Source organism: Pseudonocardia sp. ICBG601 (assembly GCF_020496245.1).
The window spans coordinates 34,219-49,350 of the sequence record NZ_JAHLJA010000225.1 but is presented as its reverse complement, the minus strand read 5'-3'; the positions used below and the strand labels follow the sequence as shown (position 1 = coordinate 49,350).

Annotated in this window: 12 protein-coding genes and 5 pseudogenes; all 17 read left to right on the top strand. The window is 74.6% G+C overall.

Translation table 11 applies throughout. The annotated features are described in order from the left end of the window. Positions 1–161 precede the first annotated feature (161 nt). Positions 162–1,065, top strand: a pseudogene (locus KPL57_RS62250) (site-specific tyrosine recombinase XerD); the annotation flags it as partial. Between the two features lie 58 nt (positions 1,066–1,123). Then, complete coding sequence (locus KPL57_RS62245; RefSeq protein ID WP_226359110.1) at positions 1,124–1,813, top strand: DUF4097 family beta strand repeat-containing protein; 690 nt, start codon at positions 1,124–1,126, stop codon at positions 1,811–1,813. 188 nt (positions 1,814–2,001) lie between these two features. Continuing rightward, on the top strand, positions 2,002–2,145 hold the full coding sequence (locus KPL57_RS62240; RefSeq protein ID WP_226359109.1) for a hypothetical protein: 144 nt from the start codon (positions 2,002–2,004) through the stop codon (positions 2,143–2,145). Between the two features lie 43 nt (positions 2,146–2,188). Beyond that, positions 2,189–2,895: pseudogene (locus KPL57_RS62230) on the top strand (ParA family protein); the annotation flags it as partial. 2 nt (positions 2,896–2,897) lie between these two features. Continuing rightward, positions 2,898–3,742 (top strand): annotated as a pseudogene (locus KPL57_RS62225) (ScpA family protein); the annotation flags it as partial. Positions 3,743–4,141: 399 nt separating this feature from the next. Further along, positions 4,142–4,933: an SMC-Scp complex subunit ScpB gene (gene scpB, locus KPL57_RS62220; protein ID WP_374203976.1), complete on the top strand. Its 792-nt coding sequence runs from the start codon at positions 4,142–4,144 to the stop codon at positions 4,931–4,933. Between the two features lie 165 nt (positions 4,934–5,098). Continuing rightward, positions 5,099–5,860, top strand: a pseudogene (locus KPL57_RS62215) (pseudouridine synthase). Further along, positions 5,860–6,222, top strand: a complete 363-nt coding sequence (gene aroH / locus KPL57_RS62210) for a chorismate mutase (RefSeq protein ID WP_020622138.1) — start codon at positions 5,860–5,862, stop codon at positions 6,220–6,222. Before KPL57_RS62215 ends, aroH begins: the two are co-directional and overlap by 1 nt. A gap of 103 nt (positions 6,223–6,325) precedes the next feature. After that, positions 6,326–6,610, top strand: a pseudogene (locus tag KPL57_RS71430) ((d)CMP kinase); the annotation flags it as partial. 112 nt (positions 6,611–6,722) lie between these two features. Continuing rightward, positions 6,723–7,694, top strand: coding sequence for a (d)CMP kinase (locus KPL57_RS62200; protein ID WP_308253412.1), 972 nt, complete (start codon positions 6,723–6,725; stop codon positions 7,692–7,694). A gap of 83 nt (positions 7,695–7,777) precedes the next feature. Beyond that, positions 7,778–9,190: a ribosome biogenesis GTPase Der gene (gene der, locus KPL57_RS62195; RefSeq protein WP_164514873.1), complete on the top strand. Its 1,413-nt coding sequence runs from the start codon at positions 7,778–7,780 to the stop codon at positions 9,188–9,190. Continuing rightward, positions 9,190–9,534 (top strand): alcohol dehydrogenase catalytic domain-containing protein, encoded by a 345-nt coding sequence (locus KPL57_RS62190; RefSeq protein WP_226359106.1) that lies wholly within the window; start codon positions 9,190–9,192, stop codon positions 9,532–9,534. The genes der and KPL57_RS62190 overlap by 1 nt, the downstream gene beginning before the upstream one ends. A 98-nt stretch (positions 9,535–9,632) precedes the next feature. Next, a complete protein-coding gene (locus KPL57_RS62185; protein ID WP_226359105.1) occupies positions 9,633–10,163 on the top strand; it encodes a zinc-binding dehydrogenase in 531 nt (176 codons plus the stop codon). Between the two features lie 200 nt (positions 10,164–10,363). After that, the gene (locus KPL57_RS62180) at positions 10,364–10,705 is read left to right on the top strand and encodes an AAA family ATPase (RefSeq protein ID WP_226359104.1); all 342 of its coding nucleotides are present in this window, start codon (positions 10,364–10,366) and stop codon (positions 10,703–10,705) included. Between the two features lie 80 nt (positions 10,706–10,785). Next, positions 10,786–11,583, top strand: a complete 798-nt coding sequence (locus tag KPL57_RS62175; protein ID WP_226351139.1) for a transposase family protein — start codon at positions 10,786–10,788, stop codon at positions 11,581–11,583. Positions 11,584–11,611: 28 nt separating this feature from the next. Continuing rightward, positions 11,612–14,221 carry a LuxR C-terminal-related transcriptional regulator gene (locus tag KPL57_RS62170; RefSeq protein ID WP_308253414.1) on the top strand — a complete coding sequence of 870 codons (2,610 nt, stop codon included), beginning with the start codon at positions 11,612–11,614 and terminating at the stop codon, positions 14,219–14,221. Between the two features lie 73 nt (positions 14,222–14,294). Then, complete coding sequence (locus KPL57_RS62165) at positions 14,295–15,068, top strand: DUF5995 family protein (protein WP_172718150.1); 774 nt, start codon at positions 14,295–14,297, stop codon at positions 15,066–15,068. Positions 15,069–15,132: the final 64 nt, after the last annotated feature.

Below are 15,132 nucleotides of genomic sequence, written 5' to 3'. Positions count from 1 at the left end.
CCGGAGCAGATCGTGGAGAAGCTCTCCGCCACTGGCGGCCGTCGGCATGAGCTACGGCATCTTCTACTTCCCCGAGGCCGCCTACGACCGGTCGGCATCGAGCTGTTCGAGCGCGAGGTCGTCCCGGCCCTGCGGACTGACCGGTGCCGACCGCGCGACGGGTGGCCGAGGACTACCTCGACCACTGGCCGTCGAAGGGGACGGGCGCAGAACACCCTGCACTCCTACCGGCTCGACCTCGGGCGCTACCTCGACCACCTCGACCACCTGGGACGTACGGAGCTGACCCAGGTGGCCGAGGGCCGACGTCGCCGCGTTCGTCGCGGCCCTGCGCACGGGGGAGCGTCCGCTGGCCGCGTCGTCGGCGGCGCGGGCGCTGGCCGCGGTCCGCGGGCTGCACCGGTTCGCGCTGCACGAGGGGCTGACCCCGACCGACGTCGCGGCCGGGGTGACGCCGCCCGCCCTGGGCTCGCGGCTGCCGTCGGCGCTGTCGGTCGACCAGGTCGACCAGCTGCTCGCCGGCTGCGTCTCCGACGGCCGGTCGGACTGCGCGACCGCGCCCTGCTGGAGCTGCTGTACTCCACCGGCGCCCGGATCTCCGAGGTCGTCGGCGCCGACCTCGAACGACCTCGACCCGGACGCGCGGACGATCCTGCTGCACGGCAAGGGGAACAAACAGCGGATCGTGCCGGTCGGTCGTCCCGCGCTCGCCGCCGTCGACGCCTACCGGGTCCGCGCCCGCCCCGCCCTCGCGGCACGGGGCACGGGCAGCCCGGCGCGCTGCTCAACGCCCGCGGCAACCGGCTGTCGCGCCAGAGCGCCTGGCACGTCCTGCGGCCGCCCGCCGCCGAGGCGTCCGGGCTGCCCGGCGACGTCGTCGCCACCGTCTCCCCGCACACGCTGCGGCACTGCTTCGCCACCCACCTGCTCTCCGGTGGCGCCGACGTGCGGGTCGTGCAGGAGCTGCTCGGGCACGCGAGCGTCGCGACCACGCAGATCTACACCCACGTCACCGTCGACACGCTGCGCGAGGTCTACGCCACCGCGCACCCCCGCGCCGGGGGTGACCACGGACCCCGGGGCGGCGGGCCGCGGGGGAGGACGAACGACTACGTTCCGGGCCATGCGGTACGGAACGTGGGTGACGGCGGTCGTGGCGGGACTCCTCCTGGCCGGGTGCGGTGGTGTCGCCGCCGGGCCGGAGCAGCAGCAGACGGTGAACGAGCCCGTCGACGGGCCGGTCACCCGCGTCGAGGTCGACTCCGACGCCGGGGACGTGCGCCTCGTCGCGGGGGAGAGTGCTGCGGTCGAGCAGGACCTGCGGTGGACCGGCGACGCCCGCCCGCAGGTCGAGCAGAAGGTCGAGGGCGGCGTCCTGCGGATCACCGCCCGCTGCCCGGACCGGGGCGGCGACCGCTGCCAGGCGGGGCTCGTGGTGACCGCGCCTGCCGCGTCCTCGGCGCTGGTCGACCTGCGCGCTGGCGGCATCGAGGTCCGGGGGCTGACCGGGGCGCTGGACCTGACCTCGTCGGCGGGCGGGGTCGACGCCACCGGCGTCGGACCGGGCGACGTGCGTGCGAAGTCCAGCGCCGGCTCGGTCGAGCTGACCTTCGCCGCGGCGGCCGCGGACGTGACCGCGGAGTCCAGCGCCGGCGGCGTCGAGGTCCGGGTCCCGGTCGGCCCGGCCTACGAGGTGACCGCCGAGACCTCCGCCGGGTCGACCGAGGTCGGTGTCCCCGACCAGCCCGGTGCCGACCACCGGATCACCGCGAAGAGCAGCGCGGGAGGCGTGTCGGTCCTGCCCGCGGGCTGAGGCGCGACACGCCGGGGCGCACCGTCGGCCGGACGGCGCACGACCGCGGGTAGGGTGACCGGAAATCCATACCGCGACGTGGCCCGACAGGGACGTCGCCGCACGTGGGGCATCTCCTGCAGTGCGGTCTCAGGCCCTGACCGGGACCCGAGACCCGGCACGGTACCCGCGACGAGACCGGAGACCGCATGAACCCGACGCGGCCGGAGGCCCAGGGCAGGTTCGACGACCCGAGCGACGAGCCGGCGCCGGATCACGGGCGAGGCACCCAGACCACCAGCGCGCGCGCTCCCGAGCCCGCACCGCTGTCGGTGCACGGGCGGCCCGCGTGATCGCGGTGGCGAACAGAAGGGCGGCGTCGGTAAGACGACGTCGACCATCAACCTCGGGGCCGCGCTCGCCGAGTACGGCCGCAAGTCCTGCTCGTCGACTTCGACCCGCAGGGCGCGCTGTCGGTGGGCCTCGGCGTGCAGCCCCACCAGCTCGAGTCCACCGTCTACAACCTGCTGATGGAAGCGCGGCGTCGAGGCCGACGAGGTGCTCCAGGACACCGGCGTGGAGAACCTCGACCTGCTGCCGTCGAACATCGACCTGTCGGCGGCCGAGGTCCAGCTCGTCACCGAAGTCGGCCGGGAGCAGGCCCTCGGCCGCGCCCTCAAGCGCGGTTCCTGCCCGACTACGACATCGTCCTCATCGACTGCCAGCCGTCGCTGGGCCTGCTCACGATCAACGCGCTCGCCTGCGCCGACGAGGTCCTCATCCCGCTGGCCTGCGAGTTCTTCTCGCTGCGCGGCGTCGCGCTGCTGATGGACACCATCGACAAGGTGACCGAGCGGCTCAACCCGGACCTGCGCCTGCTCGGCGTGCTCCCGACGATGTTCGACACCCGCACGCTGCACACCCGCGAGGTCCACGACCGCGTGGTGGAGGCGTTCGGGGAGAAGGTGTTCGACGCCGTCATCAACCGGACGATCAAGTTCCCGGAGACCACGGTCGCCGGGGAGCCGATCACGACGTGGGCGCCCACGTCGTACGCCGCGGAGGCCTACCGGATGCTCGCGCGCGAGGTCATCGCCCGGTGACGCTGCTCGCCGACGGCGCCCCCGAGGGGCTCGACGACGGGGACGTGGCGGCGCCGCGGACCCGGCGCTTCACCGTCCGGCTGTACAACTTCGAGGGCCCGTTCGACCTGCTGCTGCAGCTGATCGGCAAGCACGAGCTCGACCTCACCGAGATGGCCCTGCACAAGGTCACCGACGACTTCATCGCCCATCTCACCGACCTCGGCGACGACGCCGACCTCGACGAGATCACCGAGTTCCTGGTGGTCGCGGCGACCCTGCTCGACCTGAAGGCCGCGCGGCTCGTGCCCGGCGCCGAGGTCGACGACGAGGACGACCTCGCCCTGCTCGAGGCCCGTGACCTGCTGTTCGCCCGGCTGCTGCAGTACCGTGCCTACAAGGAGGCCGCGGCGCTGTTCGTCGAGCTGGAGAACGGCGCGATGCGCCGCTTCCCGCGCTCGGTCGCGATCGAGGACCGCTACGCCGACCTGCTGCCCGAGGTGCTGCTCGGCGTCGACGCGCAGGCCTTCGCCGAGCTCGCCGCCGCGGTGTTCCGGCCCCGCCCGCCGGACGAGGTCGGCGTCGACCACCTGCACACGCGGTGCACGTGTCGGTGCCCGAGCACGCGGCGATCCTGCGGGAACGCCTCGCGCTCGTCGGCACGGCCACCTTCGCCGACCTGACCGCCGACTGCGTCGCGACGCTGGAGGTCATCGCCCGGTTCATGGCGCTGCTGGAGCTGTACCGGGAGCGCTCGGTCGCCCTGGAGCAGCCGGAGGCGTTCGCCGACCTGACGGTCACCTGGACCGCGGACCGCGACGACGACCCGGTCGCCTACGCCGCCGCGCTGGAGGACGAGGCCGCCGCCGCCGAGGAGGCGGTGCGGGCCCGCGACCGGCGCCGCAGGAAGAAGAACCGCGCCGAACCGGACGCGCACCCGGCCGCGTCCGGCTCCGACGCCGCCGCGGACCCGAGGGTCCCGGTTCCGAGGACCCGGATCGGGAGGACCTCGATCCGGAGGACACCGATCCGGAGGACACCGACCTCGCCGGTCACGGCTCCGACCAGGACCCGGCGGACGTGCTCCACCCCGAACCCGACGACGAGAGGACCGGAACCACCGGTGACTGAGCCGGACGACCGGCCGGGCTCCGACGACCCGGAGGACCCGTCCGAGCTGCTGCGCCTGATCGGCCGCACGGTGCCGCGCAGCCCGCACGCCAGTGCGTCGCCGCAGGCCGAGGACGACCCGGAGGACCGCCCGGCCCTGGAACCGGAGGCCCCACCCGCCGCCACCGCACCCGTGACGACCGGGCCGAGCGATCGAGATGCACGTTCCGGCCCCGCCGAGGGCGAGAACGTGCCTCTCGATGTGAGCCGGGAGCCACGACGCGACCCCACCGGCAGCGATCCTCCCACGGGTCGGTCCCCTCCCGGGCCGAGGACCCCACGGACCGAGGACTCGGAGCCCGAGAACGATCAGGACCCCGAGGACCCCGAGTTCCACGAGCTCGCCGACGACACCGAGCTCGAGCACGCCCTGGAGGCCCTGCTGCTCGTCGTCGACGCCCCCGTCGACGAGGCGTCGCTGGCCACGGCGCTGCACCAGACGCCGTCGCGGATCCGGCAGACGCTGCACCGGATGTCGCTGGCCTACACCGCCGACCGGCGCGGCATCGACCTGCGACGGGCGGGGGAGGGGTGGCGGTTCTACACCCGCGACCGCTACGCCCCCTACGTCGAGAAGATGCTGATGGACGGCCAGCGCGCCCGGCTGACCCGGGCCGCTCTGGAGACCCTCGCCGTCGTCGCGTACCGCCAGCCGGTCACCCGTGCCCGGGTCTCCGCGGTCCGGGGCGTCAACTGCGACGGCGTGCTCCGCACGCTCCTCACCCGCGGGCTGGTGGAGGAGGCGGGCACCGAGGAGCACACCGGGGGGACGCTGTTCCGGACCACCGAGCTGTTCCTCGAACGGCTCGGGATATCCTCGGTGGCCGAGCTGCCCCCGCTGGCACCGCTGCTCCCCGACATCGACGCGATCGACGACCTGGACAGCTGACCCCGGTCCGGGAACGTCGACACCGGACCCGGCGCGCGCCGCCTGTCGGCGCCGCAGCCGAGCACGCCGGGTACCGTCGGTACCGGCCGGTCCGGCGCCCTGCCGACGACCACCCGGCCCCACCGATTCCGGCCCTGACATTTCTGGACGAGGCAACAAGTCATCATGAGCAACACACACGACCCCGACGGCGTCCGGCTCCAGAAGGTGCTGGCCCGCGCGGGCGTCGCCTCCCGGCGCGCGGCCGAGGATCTCATCGCGCAGGGACGCGTGCAGGTCGACGGCGAGACCGTCCGCGAGCAGGGCCGCCGGATCGACCCGGAGACCGCGGTCGTCCACGTCGACGGCGCCCGGGTCACCCTGCGTGACGACCAGGTCTACCTGGCGCTGAACAAGCCGTACGGGCTGCACTCCACGATGTCCGACGACTGGGCCGGCCGTGCATCGGTGACCTGCTCGCCGACCGCGTCGAGATCATGAACACCGCGCAGCGGCTGTTCCACGTCGGCCGGCTCGACGCCGAGACCGAGGGACTGCTGCTGCTCACCAACGACGGCGAGCTCGGCCACCGGCTGATGCACCCGTCCTACGAGGTGCCCAAGACCTACCTCGCCGAGATCGAGGGCAAGATCGCCCGGGACCTCGGGCGACGGCTGCGCGACGGCATCGAGCTGGAGGACGGCATCGCCCGCGTCGACGCGTTCAAGCTCGTCGACGCCGTCCCCGGCCGCGCCACGGTGCAGCTGGTCCTGCACGAGGGCCGTAAGCACATCGTGCGGCGGATGCTCGCCGAGGTCGGTCACCCGGTGCTCCGCCTGGTGCGGACCCACGTCGGGCACGGTCGCGCTGGGCAACCAGCGGCCCGGCAAGCTCCGTCCCCTCGACCGTGTCGAGGTGGGTTCCCTGTACAAGGCGGTCGGTCTCTGATGGCCGTGCGGGCCCTGCGGGGCGCGACCCAGGTCGACGCCGACGACCGGCAGCAGATCCTCGACCGCTCCGCCGAGCTGGTCACCGCGGTGCTGGAGCGCAACGAGCTGGTCTCCGACGACATCATCTCGATCTGGTTCACCGCCACGCCGGACCTCACCGCCGAGTTCCCGGCGTACGCGGCACGGCTGCTCGGGCTCACCGACGTGCCGCTGATGTGCGCCACCGAGATGTCGGTGCCCGGCGCGCTGCCGCGGGTGCTGCGGCTGCTCGCCCACGTCGACACCCCGAAGCCGCGCTCGGCGATGCGTCACGTCTACCTGCACGGGGCCCGGGCGCTGCGCACCGATCTACCGCAGTAGGACACCCCGCCCCGTCGTGGCGGGGGCCGACCGGCGACAATGCCGGACGCAGCACACTCGAACACGGTGGGGGAACAAGGTGGCCTTGCGGGGCGTCGTCGCGATGGACGGTCCGTCCGGGACGGGCAAGTCGACCGTCTCCCGGCGGCTGGCGCAGGCCTGCTCTGCGGCCTATCTGGACACCGGGGCGATGTACCGCGCCGCGACCCTGGCCGCGCTGCGCGCCGGGCTGCGGGAGGGCGCGGCGGAGGACGAGATCGCCCGCGCCGCCGTCGGGGCCCGCCTGGAGTCGGGCACCGACCCGGACGCGCCGACGATCACCCTGGACGGCGAGGACGTCTCCGTCCGTCCCGATCCGCGGCCCGGAGGTGACCGGGTCGTCTCGGCCGTCTCGGCGGTGCCGCAGGTCCGCGCCGAGATGGTCGCCCGTCAGCACGCCCTGATCCGGGCGGCCGTCGAGAGCGGGGCGGGATGGTCGTCGAGGCCGCGACATCGGTACCGTGGTGGTGCCGGACGCGCCGCTCAAGGTCTACCTGACGGCGTCGCCGGAGGTCCGCGCGGCGCGGCGCGGGCGGCAGGACGAGAAGGCGGGCCGCAAGGCCGACCTGCACGTCACCCTCGCCGACGTCGAACGCCGGGACCGGCTCGACTCGTCGCGGCGGGTGTCCCCGCTCTACGCGGCGGCGGACGCGCTGGTGCTCGACACCGACCACCTGTCGGCGGACGCGGTGCTGGCGAAGCTGCGCGAGCTCGTCGCCGCGCGGGGGGCTGGACGGGTGAGCCGGGCGCGTGCGCTGCCGGAGCACGCTCTCGGGTGGCTGCACGACCTCGGCCGCTGGATCGGCACGTGGGTGTGGGTGCCGTTCTTCCGGGTGCGGATCCGGCACCGGGAGCGGATCCCGGCGACCGGCCCGGTGGTGCTCGTCGCGAACCCCACCGCGTTCGTCGACGGACCGCTGCTGTTCGGCATGTTCGGGCGCCGCGTGGTGTTCCTGGTGAAGGCGGAGATGTTCGCCGGGATCGTGGGGACGTTGCTGCGGTGGCTGGGGCAGGTGCCGGTGCGGCGTGACGTCGTCGACCGGAGGCCGCTGACGACGCTGCTGGAGGTCCTGCGCGACGGCGGCATGGTGGCCGTCTTCCCGGAGGGTACCCGCGGCACCGGCGAGCTCGGCGGCGACATCGGGAAGGCCCGGCAGGGCGCGGCCTGGCTGGCCCGTTCGGCATCGGCGCCGCTGCTCCCGGTGGCGGTGCGCGGCACGCACCGCCCGGCGGGTGCGGCCCGCCGCTTCCGCCCCCGGGTGGACGTGCTGGTCGGTGACCCGCTGCCGGCGCCGACGGCGCCGGGACGGGACGGCCTGGCCGCCGCGACCGCCCAGGTCACGGAGGCCCTGCGGACACTGGTCCGCGAACTGGACAACGAACACAGGCAAGTGACACGGCCCGACGCGGCCGGGGACGTGAGAGAGCAGTGAGCGAGAACAGCGAACGCGGAACGAGCCTCGGCGCGGCGTACGACGCCGGCGTCGGGATCGGTGACGCGGCCGACCGGGCCGAGATGGACCGGCTCGGGCTGGACCCGGCCGAGTTCGTCGCGGTCGACTCCGACGGTGTGGTCACCGCCGGGATCGACCCCGACGAGGTCCTGGCGACCCCGACCCTGGCCGTCGTCGGCCGTCCGAACGTCGGCAAGTCCACCCTGGTCAACCGGATGCTCGGTCGTCGCGAGGCGGTCGTGCAGGACGTGCCGGGGGTGACCCGTGACCGCGTCGTCTACGACGCGCTGTGGAACGGCCGCCGGTTCAAGCTGATGGACACCGGGGGCTGGGAGCCCGACGCCGACGGCCTGCAGGGCTTCGTCGCCCGCCAGGCCGAGACCGCGATGCGGATCGCCGACGCGGTGCTGCTCGTCGTCGACGCCACGGTCGGTGCGACCGCGACCGACCAGGCGGTGGCGCGGGTCCTGCGCCGCGCCGACGTCCCGGTGATGCTGTGCGCCACCAAGGTCGACGACGACCGGCTCACCTCCGACACCGCCGACCTGTGGCGGCTCGGGCTCGGCGAGCCGCACCCGGTGTCGGGCCTGCACGGCCGCGGCTCCGGTGACCTCCTCGACGCCATCCTGGAGATCCTCCCCGAGACCCCGCGCGACGACTTCGGCGCGTCCGGGGGCGGTCCGCGCCGGGTGGCGCTGGTCGGCAAGCCGAACGTCGGCAAGTCCAGCCTGCTGAACAAGCTGGCGGGCGAGGAGCGGTCGGTCGTCCACGACGTCGCGGGCACCACCGTCGACCCGGTCGACTCCCTGGTCGAGCTCGACGGCCAGGTGTTCCGCTTCGTCGACACCGCCGGCCTGCGCAAGCGGGTCAAGATGGCCTCGGGCATGGAGTACTACGCCTCGCTGCGGACGAGCTCCGCGATCGAGTCGGCCGAGGTCGCCCTGGTGCTGATCGACGCCTCCGAGCCGATCGCCGAGCAGGACCAGCGGGTCCTGACGATGGTGGTGGAGTCCGGGCGTGCCTTGGTCATCCTGTTCAACAAGTGGGACAAGGTCGACGAGGAGCGCCGCCACCAGCTCACCCGCGAGCTGGAGCGCGACCTGATCAGCGTGCGCTGGGCGGAGCGGGTCAACGTGTCCGCGCTGACCGGCCGGTCGACCCAGCGGATCGCGCCCGCGCTGAACCGCGCGCTGGCGTCCTGGGACACCCGGGTGCCGACCGGGCGGCTCAACCAGTGGCTCAACGACCTCGTCGCCGCGACCCCGCCGCCGGTCCGCGGCGGCAAGCAGCCGAAGATCATGTTCGCGACGCAGGCGCAGACCCGTCCGCCGACGTTCGTGCTGTTCACCAGCGGGTTCCTCGAGGCGGGCTACCGGCGCTTCATCGAGCGGCGGCTGCGCGAGGAGTTCGGGTTCGGCGGCACGCCGATCCGCGTCTCGGTCCGGGTCCGCGAGAAGCGCGCCCGGAAGAAGTGATGCGGGCCCTGCGCGGCCGTCCGGGTGCGCGGACCTGGGAGGTCGGCCGGATCGACACCCCGGTCCCCGGTCCGGGGGAGCTGCTCGTGCGGGTCCGGGCGGCCGGGGTGAACCGGGCCGACCTGCTCGCGCTGGGCGGTGGCTACCCCGTTCCGCACGCCGACGACGACGGCTCCTTCACCGCGGGCATGGAGCTCGCGGGTGAGGTCGTCGCCGCCGGTCCGGGCATCACCGGCGCCCCGGGCCGCGGGCCGGGGGACCGGGTGTTCGCGTCCGCCCGGCCGCGTTCGCCGAGTACGCCGTCGTCGACGCCCGCCGCGCCCTGCCCGTCCCGTCCGGGCTGACCTGGACCGAGGCCGCCGCGCTGCCGGTCGCGCTGGAGACCGCGCACGACGCGCTGGTCACCCAGGCCGGGTTCGACGCCGACGGCGGCGCCGTCCTGGTGCTCGGGGGCAGCACCGGGGTCGGGCAGGTCGCGATCCGGCTGGCCGCTGCGCTGGGGGCGTCGCCGGTCCTCGCGACGACGACCTCGCCCGCCAAGCGCTCCGCGCTCGTCGATGCCGGGGCGATCCCGCTCGTCGGGATCGATGCGCTGGGTGATCTCGACGGACCCGTCGACGTCGTGCTGGACCTCGGCGGCGGCGATTACCTGGCGGCCGCCCTGTCCGCCGTGCGGATCGGCGGGACGATCGTGCAGATCGGCCGGCTCGCCGGGCCGTCGGCGACGCTGGACCTGAACACCCTGTCCTTCCGCAGGCTGCGCCTGATCGGCACCACCTTCAGCGTCCGTGGCGCCGACGAGCGTGCCGCCGTCGCCGCCGCGCTGACGCCGGTACTCGGCCTCGTCGGCGACGGGCGGGTGCGTGCCACCGTCGACCGCGTCGTGGCTCTCGACGACGCCCCGGACGTCGTCGCGCACCTGCGGTCCGGCAGTGCCGTCGGCAAGGTCGTGATCGAGGTGTCCGGCTCGTGACGCCACGCCCGCCCCCACCGGCGCCGCCCCGATGTGACGGTGTCGAGGTGACGGTGCAGAGGTGACGGTGCCGGAGTGACGGCCGTCGCACGACTCCGGCGGGCGGGTGCTGCCTGCGAGCCCTCGATCCTGCTCGCTCGGCGCACCGTCACCACGGGCCCCCTGGAACGGTGACGACACGGTCACTATCGTGGCCGGACGTGAGGGAGACACCGGCCGAGGTCTTCCGCGGCCGGGTCGCGGAGCTGGACCTGCTCGCCGAGGCGCTGCGCGACGCCGTCGCCGGCGGCGCCTCGGCCGTGCTCCTCGGCGGCGACGCCGGGGTCGGCAAGACCCGGCTGGTGTCGGAGTTCGGTCGGACCGCGACGAGCGGTGGCGCGGTCGTGCTGTCCGGCCGCGCGCTGGACATCGCCGACGCCCCGCCGTTCTGGCCGGTCGTGTCCGCCCTGCGCGAGCAGTCCCGCAGCCGCGGCGCGGTGGGTCGGGAGTGTGCCGTCGGCACTGAGCCTTTCCCAACCTGTTTGTGCTGGTCAGGGGTGTGAGGTGCGTGGCTTGTCGTGAGATGGGTGGGGCTCCTGGTAGACGGATAGCTGTCGCGCCACCGCCTACCGAGGAGCCCCGCGTGTTGTCCTACCCATCCGGGATGTCGATGTCCACTCGCACGGTTCGTGTCCTGGCCGGGCTGCTGCGCGGACATCGTCGCCGGATCGGGACCCGGTGGCGGCTCCTGACCCCGGCCCGTCAGGCCCTGCTCGTGCTCGCGCACCTACGTAAGGGCGAGACCTACACCGACCTGGCCAGCGGATTCAGAGTCGGGAAGTCCACGGTGTCCCGGTATGTCGCCGAGGCGATCGGGCTGCTCGCTGCGCTCGCGCCGACCCTGGAGCAGGCCATCACGGTCGCGGCCGGGAAGGCGTTCGTGATCCTGGACGGGACGCTGCTGCGTATCGACCGGGTCGGCATGGGCTCGGGCTATGACCGGGCGTTCTATAGCGGGAAGCACAAGTGTCACGGGCTGAATGTGCAGGTCATCGCCGACCCCGCGGGTCGGCTGGTGTGGATCTCCCCGCCGCTACCGGGGGCACGGCACGACATGGGCGCTGCCCGGATCCACGGGATCATCGACGCGGTCAACACCACCGGGGTGCGGGCGGTCGCTGACACCGCCTACCAGGGCGGCGGTCCCGCGATCACCGTCCCGCACCGACGCCGACGCCGCGATCTCGACACCGGCCGGTACCGGCCCCTGTCAGCGAATCAGAAGGCCGTCAACGCCGCTCACGCCCGACGGCGGGCACCGGGTGAGCGGGTCAACGCCGAGCTGAAGAACTGGAAGATCCTCCGCAAGATCCGCTCCAGCCCCTCCCAGGCTGCTCAGCTCGTCGCAGCGATCCAGACCCTCATGATCACCACCGCCTGACCAGCACAAACAGGTTGGGAAAGGCTCACTGTCCCGGCTGGACCGTGCCGACGGCCCGGCCGGGCGGGTCGAGATGCTGGGGGAGCTGGCCGCCGTCGTCGAGCGGGCGGCCCGCCGGGCACCGGTGGTGCTCGTCGTCGACGACCTGCACCGCGCCGACCGCTCCACCCGCGACCTGTTCGCCTACCTGCTGGCGGCGCTGTCGTCGTCGCCGGTGCTGTTGGTCGGCACCTACCGCGACGACCCGGCGGGCGGTGTCCCGGTCGACCTCCTCGGGCTCACCGGGGAGCTGCGCCGGCACCGTGGGGTGCGTTTCGCCCGGGTGGAGCCGCTGCCCCGGCACGAGCTGGCCGAGCTGGTCGCGCGGTGGGCACCCGAGCGGCACGACGTCGAGGACCTGGTGTGGCGGCACTCCGGTGGGAACGTGTTCCTGGCCCGCGAGACCGTCCGCGCCGTGCTGGACGGGGACCCGCACGGCGTGCCGCAGACCGTCCGCGAGCTGGTGCGGGCCGGCGCCGCCGGGCTGTCGGCGGCGGCGCCGGCGGTCGTGCGGGCCGTCGCGGCCGGGGTCGGGGAGGTCGAGCACGCGTTGCTGGCGGCCGTCGTCGACGTCGACGGGGCGGAGCTGGCCGCCGCCGTGCGGGAGGCTGCCGACGCCGGGTTCGTCGTCGTCGCCGGTGCCGACGGCTACACGCTGCGGCACGGTCTGATGACCGAGGTCGTCTCCGCGGACCTGCTCCCCGCCGAGCGGGTCGAGCTGCACGGCCGCTACGCCACCGCGCTGCACGGCGGCCACCGCGTCCCCGGGTCGGCGGCCCGTCTCGCGCACCACTGGCAGCTCGCCGGGCGCCCGGACGAGGCGCTGGAGGCGACCCTCGACGCCGCGCAGGAGGCGGAACGGCTGCGCGGCTACGCCGAGGCGCACCGGCACTGGCTGCGCGCGGCCACGTTGCCGGTCCCTGCCGCCGTCCGCGACCGCAGCCGCTACCTGGAACGGGCGGCGGCCGCCGCGGCCCTGGCAGGCGACCACGGCTCGGCCGTGGCGCTGCTGGCCGAACGGCTCGGCGAACCCGACGCGCCCAGCGGCACCGAGCAGGCGGTGCTGCGGTCCCGGCTCGGCCGCTACCTCGGTGCGGCGGGTCAGCTGACCGAGGCCGAGGGGGCCCACCGGCGCGCCGTCGCCACCCTGCCCGCCGACGACGACCCGGACGACACCGCCGTCGCCGCCCGCGCCGAGGTCCTCGCCGGGTACGCGGCCGCGCTCCTCGACCGGGCCGACTACGCCGGTGCCCGCACCGTCGCCGAGGAGGCGCTGGTCGCGGCGCGCCGGGTGGGGGAGCCGCGGGCACTGGCGTCGGTGCTGGCGACGCTCGGGTTCGGTGCCGCGCACTCCCGCGACGGCACTGCCGGGCTCGACGCGCTGACCGAGGCGGTCGCCGTCGCCGAGGCCGGCGGCGACCCGGAGACGCTGGGGGAGTGCCTGGCCCGGCGGGCGGAGCTGCTGACCGGCCCGCTCAACGCCCTCGACGACGGCGTCGCCGCGGCCCGGGCGGGCGCCGAGCGGATGGCCGGGCTGGGGCTGGGGCGGACCGCGTCGGTGTCGCTGCGCGTGGTGGCGGCGAACGGGCTGTTCCGCGCCGGAGCCTGGGTCGACGCCGAGCGGGAGGTGGCGACGGCGTGGGCGGCCGCCCCGTCCGGTGCGCAGATGCTGGAGCTGCGCCTGGCCCGCGCCCGGCTCCGGATGGGTCGTGGCGACCTCGACGGCTCCGACGTCGACCTCACCGCGGCCGAGCTCGTCGCCGGGTCGACGGGCCTGCCCAAGCAGCGGCTGCCGCTGCTGATCCTGCGCGCCGGGCTGGAGATGTGGCGGGGCAACCCGGAGCTGGCGTTCGCCCACGTCGGGAAGGGGCTCGACGTCGTCGAGTCCGGCATCGACGACGTCTTCGCGGTGGCGCCGCTGCTCTGGCACGGCGCCCGCGCGCACGCCCAGGCCGTCCTCGCCGGACGACCCCCCGACGCCAGCGGGCTCCGGCGGCTGCGCCGCCACCGCCGCGACCTCGTCGAGCGCGGGGAGCGTTCGGCCCCGGCGCTGCGCGGGGTGATCGCGAGCTACGAGGCCATGTGCTCCGCCGAGGACGCCCGGACCACCCCGGGTGCCGACCCGGACACCTGGCGGGGTGTCGCCGACCTGCTCGACGGCCTCGGCCAGCCCTACCCGGGGTCCTACGCCCGGCTGCGCAGCGCCGAAGCGCTGCTGTCGGGCCGACGCACCGAGGACGGCGCCGCAGACCTGCGCCGTGCCGCCGAGCTCGCCGCGGGACTGCGGGCCGGTCCGCTGCTGACCGAGATCGCCGAGGTCGCCCACCGGGCCCGGATCGAGGTGCCAGCACTCGCCGCGGTCGGCGCGGTCGGTCATGCCCCGGTCGCCGTGGACGGCCCGCTGGCCCGGCTCACCGACCGGGAACGTGAGGTGCTGGAGGTCCTCGCCGACGGCGCCACCAACAAGCAGATCGCGGCCCGGCTGTTCATCACCCCGAAGACGGTCGGTGCCCACCTCGCCTCGGTCTTCGCCAAGCTCGACGTCACCAACCGCACCAGCGCCGCGGCCGTCCTGCGTGAGCACCGCGCCGACATCTAGGTCATTCGCCCTATACCGTCGCCACGCCCGCTCGACCAAGGTGATCACCGGACCGAGCGACGCGGAGGAACCGATGACGGCCACCATCGACACGCCCTCCGACGAGGGCGCCGCCGCGGCGGGCCGGGCGCGCGTCGCGGAACTGCTCGCCACCCCACCCGAGACGATCGACGGCGTCATCGCGCACCAGGAACGCCTCCAGGAGATCCTCGAGTGCGAGTACGGCCCCGGCGACGGCGTCGCCTCGTTCAACCGGCTGTACCTGCGCATCACCCGCGGGATCCGCGACCAGCTCGACGACGACCTGTTCGCCGACCGGGACTTCCTGGTCCGGCTCGACGTGGAGTTCGCCCGCCGCTACTTCCGGGCGCTGCACGCCGAGGCGACCGGCGGGACCCCGCCGCGGTCCTGGGGGGTGCTGCTGGAGCGCCGTCGGCACGAGCGGATCTCCCCGGTGGAGTACGCGGTCGTCGGGGTGAACGCGCACGTCAACTTCGACCTGGCACCCGCGGTCGTGCGGACCTGCACCGTCCTCGGGCGCAGCGCCCCCGGTCCCGCCGAGCGAGCCGACTACCGGGCCGTGAACGACGTGTTCTCCCTGCACATGGTCCGCCTGCTCGACGATTTCGACGAGACGGCCCCCGGTGAGATCTCGCTGACCGAGCAGCTGCTGGGCTGCGTCGCCGACGTGCCGGTGGTGCTGGCCCGCGACGTCGCCTGGCGGCAGGCGCTCGAGTTGTGGGAGCTCCGCTCCCGGCCGATGGAGTACGAGAACGAGGTCGCGGCGCTCGACCGCCGGACCGCGCTCCTGGGGCGTGGCCTGCTCACGCTGGGAGCCCTGACGTGACACCCGCCCGAGTGGGGGGCGGGCGGGTGTCACACCCTCGGTCGGCGGCGGCCCCGCCGCTCGA

Bases quoted from the DNA above. Each gene is read 5' to 3' on its own strand.
- KPL57_RS62245 (WP_226359110.1), top strand. From the start codon at position 1,124: ATGCGGTACGGAACGTGGGTGACGGCGGTCGTGGCGGGACTCCTCCTG.
- KPL57_RS62240 (WP_226359109.1), top strand. From the start codon at position 2,002: ATGAACCCGACGCGGCCGGAGGCCCAGGGCAGGTTCGACGACCCGAGC.
- aroH (WP_020622138.1), top strand. From the start codon at position 5,860: ATGGCCGTGCGGGCCCTGCGGGGCGCGACCCAGGTCGACGCCGACGAC.
- der (WP_164514873.1), top strand. From the start codon at position 7,778: ATGGACCGGCTCGGGCTGGACCCGGCCGAGTTCGTCGCGGTCGACTCC.
- KPL57_RS62190 (WP_226359106.1), top strand. From the start codon at position 9,190: ATGCGGGCCCTGCGCGGCCGTCCGGGTGCGCGGACCTGGGAGGTCGGC.
- KPL57_RS62165 (WP_172718150.1), top strand. From the start codon at position 14,295: ATGACGGCCACCATCGACACGCCCTCCGACGAGGGCGCCGCCGCGGCG.